A 12,425-nucleotide genomic window follows, 5' to 3' on the forward strand; every position below is an offset into this window, starting at 1 on the left:
CCCCCCCCCCCCCCCCCCCCCCCCCCCCCCCCCCCCCCCCCCCCCCCCCCCCCCCCCCCCCCCCCCCCCCCCCCCCCCCCCCCCCCCCCCCCACCGGGCGTCAGGCGCCAGGCGGCGTCGCTGTCGTCGCCTCAGCTCTTGACCGGCCACTCCAGCGGTTCCTTGTAGAAGCCCCGCGTGAGCTCCACCGCGGCGGCCTTCTGGCCCGCCGGGATGAGGAAGGCGGTGCAGATCTTCTCCGACTGGCCCGCGTTCAGCTTCTTCTGGCTGTCCGTCGCCGGGCAGTTGGGCCACTTCGCCTCGCCCATGAGGACGAGGAGGGCGCGGGTGCGCTGGCCCTTGTCGGTCCGGATGACCAGGTCGTCGTCCATGTCGCCGACCTCCATGGTCTTACCGCTCTTGTGAGTGAGCGTCGACCACACGTAGACGGGGATCTGCGGACCGTCCTCCTTGTCCTCCTCCAGGCCGGAGTTGTCCATGTCGGCCTTGGTGCCGGTCTGCACCTTCGTCGGGGTGACCGTGTACTTGGCACCCGACGAGGCCTTCATGTCGCTCTCCTGCTCGGGACTGGCCTCACCCAGGCGGAAGGTCTGCTTGTCGTCGTCCGACGTGCCGGAACCGGACGCGTGGGAGCCGGAGCTGCCGCGGCTCTTCCCCGAACTCGACCCCGAGTCGTTGCAGCCGGTCAGTGCCAAGGCGAGAGCCAGGACACCTGCCGCAGCCGGCGCGGTGCGAGTGAACGTACGCATTTCTTTCTCACTTTCCCCGTTGCAAGGTTGGGCCCTGGGGCCCAAGACCGTGGCGGTGGATCACCCTAGCGTCGTGGTATGTCCACGACCGGGGTAAGTGGTGGAGGAGTTGTGCCCCAGCGGCGGCCGATGCCGCGGGCGCTGGGGGCCGTGCTGGTCCTGGTGCGGCTGGTGTTCGGGATCACGCTCCTCGGTGGGTCCGGGGTGCTCCTGCTGGCCGTGTCGCTGGACGGCGTGGACGGTGAGCTGCTCGCGTGGGTGCTGTACGGGGCGTTGCCCGGTACGGCGGGGTTCCTGGTGAGCCGGCGGGTGTGGACGGGCGGCGTATGGGTGTGGCGCGGGCTGCTCGCCGTACAGGGGTGGTTCGTCGTCGGCGCCCTGGGCACCCTGGCGGACGGCAACGGGCGTGGCGTACCGCAGTTGGTGATCCCCGTCGTCGTCACCGTGCTGCTGTGCCGGCGGTCGTCCCGTACGTGGTTCCTGCTGTCGGCCCGGGAGCGTGCGGCGCACCGGCCGTTCCGGTGGGCCCGCATGGTCATGTGGCGTACGCAGGGCGGTCAGACGACGACCGAGTACGTGGGCCTCGTCCTGCTCGTCGCGGCGATCGTCGCAGCGCTGGTGCTGTCCGGTGTGGGCGGGCAGGTGGGGGGAGGGCTCCGGTCGGCGGTGTGCGCGGTTGTCGGCGCCGGCTGTGAGGCGGATGGAGGCGGCGTACAGGACGGGACCGGGCAGGACGGTACGGCCGCACAGGACGGGACCGGGCAGGACGAGCCCGCCACGACCGAACACGAAGAGAAAGAAGAGAAAGAAGAGAAAGAAGAGAAAGAAGGGAAGGAAGAGGGGAACGAGGACGAGGGCGAGAGCTGCACCTCGGGTGTCGGCGCGTTCCTCTCCTGCGGGGCACGCCAGGTCGGCGGGTTCTTCGAAGGCGTGTTCAAGGACGGCCTGTGGGGTGACATCACCGGCACGTTCGACACCGTCCTGCACCCCGCGAAGGCCTGGGAGGGCATCAAGGAGTACGGCAAGGGCCTCGGCGAGCAGTGGCTGAAGGACGCCGGGGGCGCCCTCGACAAGTGGGCGCGGGGCGACTACCTGGGTGCGGTCCTCGACGTGGGCCAGGCGTCCGTGGGGACGGGCGTGAAGGTCCTCGACGACGTGTTCGTCGGGGACGAGGTCCGCGACATGTGGGACACCGGTGACCAGGGCCAGGCCATCGGCACCGTGCTGTGGAACGTCGGGTCCTTGTTCATCCCCGGCTACGGCGAGGCCAAGCTCGTCGGGAAGCTCGGCAAACTGGGCAAGCTCGGGAAGCTCGGCGAGGTCGGCGAACTCGCCCAGAAGGCGTCCGAGGCGGCGGGCAAGGCCCGCAAGGCCGCCGACGCCGGGGACGTGGACGCCGCCGAGGCGGCCGCCCGCGAGGCGCGCCGCCACGCCGACGCGGCGGCAGAGAAGGCGGGCCTGAAGGGCTGTGTGTTCAGCCGAGGCGGCCCAGGCGTCCCGGGCGGCGGCACCGGCCTCCTCGCCTCCGCCCCGCCCGCCGCCGTCCCCGTACGGCTGCTCACCGAGCCGGCCTGCGGCGAGGGTGACGACCCGGCGAGGACGGAGGCCGCCCGGCAGGCCGACCGGGACGCGGACGCGGCCGAGCAGGCGGTTCAGGACGCCAAGAAGAAGCGGAACGGGCCCAAGGAGTGGCCGCCGCCCACACCCGGCGACAGGAACGACCCGCGCAACTACGCACCGCCCGGGTGGGCCGAGGACCTCAGGGACCCCGAGCTGGGGGACGCGGACAAGGGCGACGGTACCTGGCGCAGCCGTAACCGCAACCCCGAACCGACGTGGTTCAACGAGGCGTGGCTGCGCTACCAGGAGCAGGTCAGCGGCAGCGTGCGCGGCAAGGAGTACGTCGTACCGCATCCCGACGCGGGCAGGCGGCCGGTCGAGTTCGACGGCTGGGACGCCGACCGGCAGACGTTCCTGGAGGCCAAGCTCGGCTACACCGGTTACCTCGCCAAGCAGGACGGCAAGCCGATCGCGCAGCTGACGGAGTCGGGGAAGGCGAGGTTCCTGGAGGAGGCGCGGGGGCAGGTGGCCGCCTCCGGGGGCCGGGCCGTCGAGTGGCACTTCTCCGACCCGATGGTCGCCCGCGCGGCGCGGCTCGCGTTCCTCGACGAGGACCTGCCGATCAAGGTGGTCCATACGCCGCAGAAACAGCCGATCTCCGGGCCGATGAAGCCCGGCGGGTGAGAACCGGTCCCTAGGATGCGGAAAAGGGCAGGCTGCGGAGAGGACAGACCATGAGGCGCGTCGTACGGGGCTTCTGGGGGCCCAGGCCCGAGTCGGAACAGGAGCTGGCCGTCCGCTGGAGCACCTTCCTCACCCGGCTGTACGAGATCGCACCGGCCGTCTTCGGCACCTGGGAGCCGATCGGGGACACGACCGGCCCCGACGCCCTGGCGGCCCATCTGCGTGAGCGCAACGCCGGTGACGACTGGTCGGACCGCAAGGGGTACGCCATGGCGCTGTCGACGCCCGCCACGAACCCGGTGAAGGTGACCGTCAGCGGTACCGGGGGAGGGGTCTCGGACCACCTGGCCATGAGCGTGGTGGTCACGATCACCACCACGGACGACCACGGGTCCCTTCCGTACGCGGAGGTCCTCCGCGCCCTCGCGGAGACGTGGGACGTCGACTGGGGCGAGGTGACGGAGACGGAACTGCAGCTCGCCCTGGAGGACGAGGGCCGCGAGCCGGGCCAGGCGTGTGTCGGCTGGGCGGGCTACCTGTCGCGGCGGCGCGCCGCCCTCCTCGCGTCCGGGGACCTGCCGGGCAAGGCGGAGCCGACCGAGCGCGGCGGGCTGCTGCTGGACCTGTCCGGAAGTGCCTCGGGCATCGACGACATCGTCGCCGTCAACCGCGACGTCCGCGCCACCGGTGCCCTGGAGGCGCTTCCCCGGCCCATGGACAGGGCCAAGCTGTGAGGGCCACGGGAGCACCGTTCGAGGTGGCCGAAGCCGTCGCCGCCGTCGACGCGCTGCTCGGCCGGCCCGTGCCGGAGGACGGGCCCACGCGGTGGGAGCCGTCCGGGGAGCCGTCCAAGGGCGAGGGCTGGAGCGGCAGCTATGGCGCCGGTTTCCGGTTGAAACTCCTGTGGGAGAGCCGTGCCTATTTCGGCGTCCCCGGCCCGGAGTGGGACGCCGCGCAGGAGGAGGCCGAGGCGTACCTCTCCGCCCTGACGAGCATGCTGGAGAAGCGGTGGGGCCCGCACCGGCAGGTGAGCATGCGGGCGTTCCTCCTCGGGGAGGTCGACGACGAGTCGGTGCCGCCGCTCTTCGCCGAGCTGCGGGCCTTCGACCTGTACGGGGAACTGAGAGTGTGGGGCCCGGTCGGGTCCACGCACGGGCCGCGCTGGGTGGCGGTAAGCCTCGGGCAGTGCGACGAGGACGCCCCGCACATGATGGTCGCGGCCGTCTGCGACGCACCGGTCGAGGAGCTCGACGAGCCCGGCCGCTGACCGTCGGCACTGACCGTCGCGCTGCCGTCGGCGCCGAACGTCGCGCCGGCCGTCGGCGCTGTTTGTCGCACTGACCGTCGGCGCCGAACGTCGCGCCGGCCGTCGGCATTGACCGCCGCGCTGCCGTCAGCGTGTACCGTCGCGCGCTGACTGTCCGTGCTGACTGTCCGTGCTGACCGTCGCGCTGCCGTCGGCGCTGGCCGTCGAGCCGGCTGCCGGACCGGCTGCCGGCGCCGACTGTCGGTGCCGGCCGCCATAATCGAGCGCATGTCCCAGCCAGCAGACCGAAGAGCCTCCGCCGCGCCCGCCCTCTGGGGCTATGCCGCGGTCCGGGCGGTGGGGCTGGCCGTTCTCGCGGTTGCCGCCGCTGTGGTCGGCGAGGACGGCCTGCACCGGCTGAAGGGCCGCTGGGACTCCGTCTGGTACGCGCGGATCGCCGAGCACGGGTACGGCCACGAGGTCACGCTCCCCGACGGCAGCGTCCACTCCGACCTGGCGTTCTTCCCGCTGCTGCCCATTCTGGAGCGGGGTTTGTCCGCCGTCCTGCCGGTCGGTGCCGCGACGGCCGGGCTGGTGGTGTCGTGGACGGCTTCCCTCGCCGCCGCGTGGGGCATCTACGCGGTCGGTGAGCGGGTCGCCGGCCGGCGCGCCGGGGTGGTGCTGGCCGTGCTGTGGGGCGTGTACCCGACGGCGTTCGTGCAGTCGATGGCGTACACGGAGACGCTGTTCACGGCTTTCGCCGCCTGGTCGTTGTACGCGGTGCTGCGCGACCGGTGGCTGTGGGCGGGGGCGTTGTGCGTGTGCGCGGGGCTGACCCGGCCGTCGGCGGCCGCGCTCGTGGCGGCGCTCGGCATCACGGCGCTCGTGACCGTCGTCAGGGAGCGCCGGCTGGGCGTGCGGATGGCCGCCGGGGTGCTGCTCGCGCCGCTGGGCTGGCTCGGGTACGTGGTGTTCGTCGCGGTGCGGGAAGGCAGCGCGACCGCGTACTTCGAGGTGCAGGCGGCGTGGGGCAACAGCATCGACGGGGGCGTGGCGCTGGCCCGGTTCGTGTGGGCGAACCTGACCGGCCCGGTGCCGCTCGCCGGGGTGGCGCTGTGCGCGGCGCTCGCGCTGGTGGGCTGGGTGGTGTGGCTGTGCGTCAGGCAGCGGCAGCCGCTGCCGGTGCTGGTGTACACCGTCGGGATGGTCGTCGTCTCGCTGGTCGGCGCCGCGTACTTCGGTTCCCGGCCCCGCCTGATGATGCCGGCGTTCCCGCTGCTGCTTCCGGCGGCGGTGGCCCTGGCGCGGCTGCGGGACCGGACGCTGGTCGTGGTGCTGGCGGGGCTGGCCCTGGCGTCGGCGGCGTACGGGGCGTTCACCCTGCTGGGGGCGGGCCCGCCGTGATCGTCAGCCGGGTGCCGGGCCGGACGCCCCACCGTGCCATCGCCCCGGCCTCCGCCTCCAGGACGTGACGGGCCCGCGGGCGGGGCAGGCCCAGGCGGCCGGGCGCCATGGTGACCAGGTCGACGACCCGCAAGTCCCGGTCCAGGTACGCCACGTCGATGGCGAACCGCATCCGGAAGGTGTGGACGCTGTTGCAGGGGCTGAGCAGCAGCGCGCCCCCGATGCCGTCCCGCCCCAGCAGGCCCCGCCTCCGGGTGCCGTAGGAGGCGGCGATCTCGACGGGGACGGACTCGTCCCGGCCGGGCAGGGACAACAGGCCGGTTCCGTTGCGCCATTTCCGTCGGCTCCGCATGAGTGAGGACCGTAGCGTGGGCCCGGGTGCGGCGGCAGTGGGCCCGTGGGCCCATGACCGGGTGGCCGGCCCGTCCTAGGGTCGGGTGCGTGTACGCCACGCTGATCGCCGTCGCCGCCCTGTGGGGCGCCGCCACCGGCCTGCTCCTGCCGCGCGCCGCGTACCGCCTGTCCGTCGAGCCGGACGAGCCGTGGCGGGACGCCTGCCCCGCCGGCCACCCGTTCACCGGGCCCGCGCGCGGCTGGCTCGGGGCGCCGCGCTGCGTGGTGTGCACGGTGGCCGTCCCGGTGGGCGCCGGCCGGCCCGCGACCGCCTCCGCGTCCACCCCCGCGACCGCCACGGTGCCGGTCGTCACCGCCCTCGTCTGCGGGGCGCTCGCCGCGGCGACGGGGCCCCGGCCCGAACTGGTGGTGTGGGTGTCGGCCGCCCCCGTCGCGGTCCTGCTGGCCTTGGTCGACCGGGCCGTGCACCGGCTGCCGGACCGGCTGACGCTGCCGCTCGCCGCCGGGACGGCCGCCTTGCTGGGGGTCGCCGCGCTGCTGCCGGGGAACGCGGGGACGTGGCCGTCGGCGTTGCTCGGCGGTCTCGCGCTGGGCGCCGGGTATTTCGTGCTGTTCCTGGTGAACCCGAGCGGCATGGGTTTCGGTGATGTGAAGCTCGCCCTCGCGCTGGGTGTCGCCCTCGGCTGGTACGGCTGGGGCGTGCTGTTCGTGGGGGCCTTCGCGGGGTTCCTGTTCGGGGCGGTGTACGGGTTCGGCCTGGTCGTGCTGCGGCGGGCGAGCCGCAAGAGCACGATCCCGTTCGGGCCGTTCATGATCGGCGGGGCTCTGGTGGGCGTGCTGCTGGGCGCGTTCACGGCGGTGCCGCTCGCCTGAACGGTGACGCATGTATGTACGAGACACCGCGCCGGGAGCCGAGCAGTATGGGTGTCATGGATATGAAGCCGGTCAACCTCACCGAAGCCCTCGCCACCTTCGACGACGTGTACAGCCCCCGCATCGTGGCCCGCATGAACGATTACGACGTGCGGATCGCGCACGCCGCGGGCGACCACGTGTGGCACGTCCACGAGGACACGGACGAGTTCTTCCTGATCCTTGACGGGCAGTTCGACATCTCGCTGCGCGCGGCCGACGGCAGCGAGCGCACGGTCGAGCTGCGGCGCGGCGACACCTTCGTCGTACCGAAGGGCACCGAGCACAAGCCGTCCTCGCCGAACGGGGCGTCGATTCTGATGTTCGAACCGTCCGGGACGCCGACGACCGGTGACCGCCATGAGGGGGAGATTCCGCACAACGTCGACAGCACCACGGGCCACGACCTGAGCTGAGCCCCCCGCCCGCGTCCTAGCATGCGGGCGCATGCGGACATCTCCTGACAATAGGCCCCGCTCCGAGGGTGACGGCCCGCCCGTCACCCTCCCCGACCCCACAGCGTCACCCCCCGCCCCCGCCGCACCTCCCGGCTCCCCGGAGCCCCTAGCCCCACCCGAGGCCCCCGCCCCCGCGCGCACCACCGACACCCCGGCGGCCCCCGCGCCTACCCCCGAGGCCCCCGAGCCCCCCGCGCGCACCAGCAAGGCCCCGGCCGCGCCTGCGCGAACCACCGAGACCCCTGCCGGCCCCGCACGAACCACCAAGACCTCGGCGGCCCCTGCACGAACCACCGAGCCCCCGGTCGCCCCCGCGCGAACCCCCAAGGCCCCCGAGCCCCCTGCGCCTACCACCGGCCCCCCGGGGGGCACCGCCCCCGCGCGAACCGCCGAAGCCCCTGCGCCCCCCGCGCGAACCACCGACACCCCCGAGCCCCCCGCGCCTACCGCCGGCGCCCCCGGGGGCACCGCCCCTGCGGCCGGGGGCGAGGGCGGGGGCACCACCGCACCCAGCGCCGGGGGCGCGCTCGCCCGGGTGCCCGTGGCCCTGCTGTCCTGGGGGTGGGCCGCGGCGCTCTTCGTGCTGTACGCGACCGTCGCCGTGCGCCGGCACGTCCTCCTCCGGACCACCGGCTACGACCTCGGCATCTTCGAGCAGGCGGTGCGCGCGTACGCCGAACTGCGCGCGCCCGTCGTCCCGTTGCGCGGCGACGGGTTCAACCTCCTCGGCGACCATTTCCACCCCCTCCTCGCCGCCCTCGCCCCGCTCTACCGGCTCTGGCCGTCACCGCTGTGCCTGTTGGTCGCCCAGTCCGCGCTGCTCGCCCTCGCCGTCGTCCCGCTGGCCCGATGGGCGGCCCGTGCGCTCGGGCGGGGACCGGCCCATGCCGTCGCCGTCGCGTACGGCCTGAGCTGGGGCATCGCGTCGGCCGCCGCCTTCGACTTCCACGAGGTCGCCCTCGCCGTACCGCTCCTCGCCTGCTGCCTCGCGGCGCTGGCCCACCGGCGCTGGCGCGCGGCCGTCGCCTGGGCGGCGCCCATGCTGCTGGTGAAGGAGGACCTGGGGCTCACCCTCGCCGCCGTCGGCGCGTACATCGCACTCAAGGGCGGCCGCGGCCCGCGCCGGCTCGGCCTCGCCACCGCCGCCGCCGGGCTCATCGGCTCGGCCGTCGAGATCAAGCTCCTGATGCCCGCCTTCCACCCCACCGGCGGGTACGCGCACGGCGGCAACCTCGCCGAGGGGTACGGCTCGCTGCTCAGCACCCTCGCCCACGCGCCGCTCGACGTGCTGCGCCCCGACATCAAGGCCATGACCCTGGTCCTGGTCTTCGCCCCGTCGGCGCTGCTGTGCCTGCGTTCACCGCTCGCGCTGATCGCCGTGCCCACGCTCGCCTGGCGGATGATGTCGGACAACGGCTTCCACTGGGGCACCGCGTTCCACTACAGCGCGGTGCTGATGCCGGTGGTCTTCGCCGGGCTGATCGACGCGCTGACCGTCTGGCGCCGCACCGACCACCCGCTCGCCGCCCGCCACCTGCGGGCCTCGCTCGCCACCGTCCTCGCCGTGACGCTCGTGATGCTGCCGTCGTTCCCGCTGGCCCAGCTCCTGCAGCGCGCCACCTGGCGTACGACCGGGCACGTCGAGGCCGCCCGCGCGCTGCTCGCCAGGATCCCGGACGGCGCGACCGTCGCCGCTTCCAACCGCCTCGTCCCGCAGCTCACTTCGCGCTGCACGGTCGTCCTGTTCCCGACGTTCCCGGTGGAGGGGAAGCTGTACGAGTACGACAGGAAACGGCTCCCGCCGCCCACAGCCGAGTGGATCATCCATGACCGGCGGGCCCCGGAGGCCTGGCCGTACAGGACGGGCCACTGGCCCTACCCCATCGAGCGGCAGGAGGCCGAGCTGGCCGCCGCGCAGGAAAGCCAGGGCTACCGGAAGATCGCCGAGCGGGACGGGATCACCCTGCTGCGCCGGTGAGAGCTGCCGTACTGTCGATCGGGAAAGTGCCGTACGGGTGGGAGGAGTTGGCGATGGCCAGGGGCAAGACGTCGTACAGCTGCGGCCTCGACGCCGCGGTGGACGTGGTGGGCGGCAAATGGAAGCCGTTGATCCTGTGGGCCCTGCACAGCCACGGGCCGACGCGCTTCGGGGAGCTGCGGCGCGCCGTGCCGGGCGTCAGCGAGAAGATGCTGGTCCAGCAGCTGCGGGAGCTGGAGGCGGACGGGGTCGTGCACCGCGAGGTCTACCGGGAGGTCCCGCCGCGCGTCGAGTACTCGCTGACCGACCTGGGCCAGGCGCTGAACACCGCGCTGCTGCCGCTCGGCGAGTGGGGCGACATGTTCATGGACCTGATCCTCGCCCGGAAGGCGGCGGCCGACCGGGCCGCCTGACGGTCTGTGCCTGACCGTTTCTGCACCCGCCGGCCGGGCCGTCAACCCGGCGCCTTTCCGGCGGGGTCCCCCTTGGGGAGGACAGGGAACGCGGAGGCAGAACTCGGCAGAGCGGCCGGATCCCGTGCTCGCGGGGGGTGCCCCGTGGGGCACCGCATTTTCGGAGCGTAGTTGCGGCCTGTCGTGGCGCGCGGCATCACTTACGAAGGGTTATGGTGGAAACCCCCCCTCGGGCCGGTCCGTATCCCCCCCACGGACCGGCCCGTTTTTCTTTCCGCCGTCAAGAGCGGCCTTCGGCCGGCCACCGGCCGACCCACCAGGCCGCCCCCGCCCAGCCCCCCGCACGGCCTGCCCCTCCCCGCCGCCCCGCCCCCGCACGGCCCGCCCCGCCCCCGCGCGGCGTGCTCCGCCGTCAGCTCCGCGCGGCCCAGATGTTGGTGCCGGCGGTGTCGACCGCGTACGAGTCGATCTCCTTCAGCTCCTCGTCGGTCAGCGGCGCACCGGCCAGCGCGGCGATGTTCTCCTCCAGCTGGGTCACGCTCGACGCGCCGATGAGCGCCGACGTCATCCGTTCGTCGCGCAGCACCCAGGTGAGCGCCAGCTGCGCCAGGGACTGGCCGCGGCGCTTCGCGATCTCGTCGAGGCCGCGCAGCCTGCGGACGACCTCGTCGGAGAGCAGGTTCGGGTCCAGGGACTTGCCCTGGGTGGCCCGCGAGCCCTCCGGGATGCCCTTGAGGTACTTGTTGGTGAGCAGGCCCTGGGCGAGCGGCGCGAAGGAGATGCAGCCCATGCCCTGCTCCTCCAGGGTGTCGAGGAGCCCGTCCTCCTCGGTCCAGCGGTTGATCATCGAGTAGGACGGCTGGTGGATCAGGGCCGGGACGCCCATCTCCCGCAGCAGCCCGGCGGCCTCGGCGGTCTGCTCGCTGCTGTAGGAGGAGACACCGGCGTACAGCGCCTTGCCCTGCTGGACGGCGGAGGCGAGGGCGCCCATCGTCTCCTCGAGCGGGGTGTCCTTGTCGAAGCGGTGCGAGTAGAAGATGTCGACGTGGTCGAGGCCCATCCGCTTCAGCGAGGCGTCGAGCGAGGACAGCAGGTACTTGCGGGAGCCCCACTCGCCGTACGGCCCCGGGTGCATGAGATAGCCCGCTTTGGTGGAGATGACCAGCTCATCACGGTAACGGGTGAAATCCTGGGCGAAGATCTTGCCGAAGTTCGATTCGGCGGACCCGGGCGGCGGCCCGTAGTTGTTCGCCAGGTCGAAGTGCGTCACGCCCAGGTCGAAGGCCCGGCGAAGGATCGCGCGCTGCGAGGCGAGCGTGCGGTCGTCACCGAAGTTGTGCCAGAGGCCCAGCGAAATGGCGGGCAGCTTGAGCCCGCTGCGGCCGGTACGGCGGTATTCCATGGCGTCGTAGCGGTCGTCGGCGGGGCGGTATGCGGGGGAATCAGTCACGCCTCTCTCCTTATCACGGACTTGTGACAGACCGGGTTGGGCCGCCGTGACCCCCGCGCAGTAATGTGGCGGCTTCGGGGACAGCCGCGGTGCGCCGGGATCGAGCGTTGCCGCTTCCCCCTGTCTCCCTGGGCCGACGCCGTGGCGGGCCCGTACGCAATCGAGAGGTGAGATCGGTGAACTTGCGCGACCTGGTGTACAGGCTCTACGCACGCCGGGTGGAGGGCCGCCTCGACCACGCCCAGGTGCCCAAGCACATCGGCGTCATCCTCGACGGCAACCGCCGATGGGCGAAGGCGTCCGGCGGTACTCCGGAGCAGGGTCACAAGGCCGGCGCGAGCAAGATCCAGGAGCTGCTGGGCTGGTGCGACGAGACGGACGTCGAGGTCGTCACGCTCTGGATGCTGTCCACCGACAACCTCAACCGGCCCGAGGAGCAGCTGGTGCCGCTCCTCGGCATCATCGAGAACGCGGTCCGCGACCTCGCCGCCGACGGCCGCTGGCGGGTCCACCACGTGGGCACCCTGGACCTGCTGCCCGCCCGTACGCAGGCGGTGCTGAAGGAGGCCGAGGAGACCACCCGCGACCGCGCCGGAATACTCGTGAACGTCGCCGTGGGCTACGGCGGCCGGCAGGAGATCGCGGACGCGGTCCGCTCGCTGCTGCTGGAGCACGCCGAGAAGGGCACGAGCTTCGAGGAGCTCGCCGAGATCGTCGACGTCGAGCACATCTCCGAGCACCTGTACACGCGCGGCCAGCCCGACCCCGACCTGGTGATCCGCACCAGCGGCGAGCAGCGCCTGTCGGGCTTCATGCTCTGGCAGAGTGCCCACTCGGAGTACTACTTCTGCGAGGTTCACTGGCCGGCCTTCCGCAAGGTCGACTTCCTCCGCGCGCTGCGTGACTACGCGGCCCGCCACCGCCGCTACGGCACCTGACGGAACGTTCCCGAGGACCCTCCGCGAGCCGGCGCGCCCGCCCGCCGCGCCCTCGTCACCACCCGTTCACCGACGCGTCGTCATATGCCATGGCATGGCACCGGTCGTTCGAGGGAATACCACCTCCAGTGTGAGCGGCACGCCAGCCCGCTCACCCGGGAGGCCCTTTGCACCAGGACGACCGTGCGGACACGCACGGACGACGCGGAGGGCCGGAGCTCGGCCCGCGCATCGCGGCCAGAGCCCGGCCCCATCCCCCCGCGACGCCGTCGAAGTCGC

Annotated in this window: 12 protein-coding genes; 9 read left to right on the forward strand and 3 right to left on the reverse strand. The window is 73.0% G+C overall.

Going from position 1 to position 12,425, the window contains the following annotated elements; all coding sequences use genetic code 11:
* Nucleotides 1–131 precede the first annotated feature (131 nt).
* The gene (locus ACZ6C1_RS00005; RefSeq protein WP_469236316.1) at nucleotides 132–749 is read right to left on the reverse strand and encodes a hypothetical protein; all 618 of its coding nucleotides are present in this window, start codon (nucleotides 747–749) and stop codon (nucleotides 132–134) included.
* A gap of 111 nt (nucleotides 750–860) precedes the next feature.
* Between ACZ6C1_RS00005 and ACZ6C1_RS00010 the strand changes: the two genes are divergently transcribed.
* The 4 genes from ACZ6C1_RS00010 to ACZ6C1_RS00025 all read left to right on the forward strand — a co-directional run bounded on the left by ACZ6C1_RS00010 (nucleotide 861) and on the right by ACZ6C1_RS00025 (nucleotide 5,643).
* Nucleotides 861–2,993 (forward strand): Tox-REase-5 domain-containing protein, encoded by a 2,133-nt coding sequence (locus tag ACZ6C1_RS00010; protein WP_469236317.1) that lies wholly within the window; start codon nucleotides 861–863, stop codon nucleotides 2,991–2,993.
* Between the two features lie 50 nt (nucleotides 2,994–3,043).
* Complete coding sequence (locus ACZ6C1_RS00015) at nucleotides 3,044–3,727, forward strand: Imm52 family immunity protein (protein ID WP_469236318.1); 684 nt, start codon at nucleotides 3,044–3,046, stop codon at nucleotides 3,725–3,727.
* Nucleotides 3,724–4,260, forward strand: coding sequence for a hypothetical protein (locus tag ACZ6C1_RS00020; RefSeq protein WP_469236319.1), 537 nt, complete (start codon nucleotides 3,724–3,726; stop codon nucleotides 4,258–4,260). Before ACZ6C1_RS00015 ends, ACZ6C1_RS00020 begins: the two co-directional genes overlap by 4 nt.
* A gap of 267 nt (nucleotides 4,261–4,527) precedes the next feature.
* Complete coding sequence (locus tag ACZ6C1_RS00025) at nucleotides 4,528–5,643, forward strand: hypothetical protein (protein WP_469236320.1); 1,116 nt, start codon at nucleotides 4,528–4,530, stop codon at nucleotides 5,641–5,643.
* Here ACZ6C1_RS00025 and ACZ6C1_RS00030 read toward each other — a convergent pair.
* Nucleotides 5,615–5,995, reverse strand: coding sequence for a DUF192 domain-containing protein (locus ACZ6C1_RS00030; protein ID WP_469236321.1), 381 nt, complete (start codon nucleotides 5,993–5,995; stop codon nucleotides 5,615–5,617). The genes ACZ6C1_RS00025 and ACZ6C1_RS00030 overlap by 29 nt on opposite strands.
* 89 nt (nucleotides 5,996–6,084) lie before the next feature.
* Here ACZ6C1_RS00030 and ACZ6C1_RS00035 point away from each other — a divergent pair, with 89 nt between their 5' ends.
* From ACZ6C1_RS00035 to ACZ6C1_RS00050, 4 genes are all read left to right on the forward strand, one after another.
* Nucleotides 6,085–6,870, forward strand: coding sequence for a prepilin peptidase (locus ACZ6C1_RS00035; RefSeq protein ID WP_469236322.1), 786 nt, complete (start codon nucleotides 6,085–6,087; stop codon nucleotides 6,868–6,870).
* A 56-nt stretch (nucleotides 6,871–6,926) separates the two neighbouring features.
* Nucleotides 6,927–7,325, forward strand: coding sequence for a cupin domain-containing protein (locus ACZ6C1_RS00040; protein WP_469236323.1), 399 nt, complete (start codon nucleotides 6,927–6,929; stop codon nucleotides 7,323–7,325).
* 577 nt (nucleotides 7,326–7,902) lie between these two features.
* Complete coding sequence (locus tag ACZ6C1_RS00045) at nucleotides 7,903–9,345, forward strand: DUF2079 domain-containing protein (RefSeq protein WP_469236324.1); 1,443 nt, start codon at nucleotides 7,903–7,905, stop codon at nucleotides 9,343–9,345.
* Nucleotides 9,346–9,398: 53 nt separating this feature from the next.
* A complete protein-coding gene (locus tag ACZ6C1_RS00050; RefSeq protein ID WP_469236325.1) occupies nucleotides 9,399–9,758 on the forward strand; it encodes a winged helix-turn-helix transcriptional regulator in 360 nt (119 codons plus the stop codon).
* Nucleotides 9,759–10,170: 412 nt separating this feature from the next.
* Here ACZ6C1_RS00050 and mgrA read toward each other — a convergent pair whose 3' ends face one another.
* Entirely contained in the window at nucleotides 10,171–11,208 is a 1,038-nt protein-coding gene (gene mgrA, locus ACZ6C1_RS00055) for an L-glyceraldehyde 3-phosphate reductase (protein WP_469236326.1), read from the reverse strand.
* Between the two features lie 176 nt (nucleotides 11,209–11,384).
* Between mgrA and ACZ6C1_RS00060 the strand changes: the two genes are divergently transcribed.
* Nucleotides 11,385–12,146: an isoprenyl transferase gene (locus ACZ6C1_RS00060; RefSeq protein ID WP_469236327.1), complete on the forward strand. Its 762-nt coding sequence runs from the start codon at nucleotides 11,385–11,387 to the stop codon at nucleotides 12,144–12,146.
* Nucleotides 12,147–12,425 lie beyond the last annotated feature (279 nt).

The sequence above is a fragment of the Streptomyces sp. NPDC041796 genome, assembly GCF_055590785.1.